A 271-nucleotide genomic window follows, 5' to 3' on the forward strand; every position below is an offset into this window, starting at 1 on the left:
GGCCAACGTGCAGCAGTGGCTTCCTCCTAACACCATCTTGGGCTGGGAAAATATCCTCTTGCACGCAGAGATAGCGTCAGGGCGGCTGCACAGCTATCGCGACATTTGGGGGCTAGCTGCGCTAAGCATTCTTGGATCCAGATTGGCGGTCATTGATGGTTCGCGTTCCTTGCTAGACCACGTGGATCGTTGCTTGCATATCGCGCGCGATAGGTCTTCGTTGAAGGAGAGGCTGGACGCCTTGCTTGAGCTGTCCAATTTCCGTATGCAT

At 55.0% G+C, this 271-nt stretch carries 1 protein-coding gene; it reads left to right on the top strand.

Annotated features, from left to right (window positions below; translation table 11 throughout):
• Window positions 1-271: hypothetical protein (locus SB822_RS57285; RefSeq protein ID WP_410859131.1), on the top strand; the 271-nt coding region annotated here is incomplete at both ends.

Origin of the sequence: Paraburkholderia sp. SIMBA_054, assembly GCF_046534875.1 — a bacterium.
GTDB lineage: Bacteria > Pseudomonadota > Gammaproteobacteria > Burkholderiales > Burkholderiaceae > Paraburkholderia > Paraburkholderia hospita.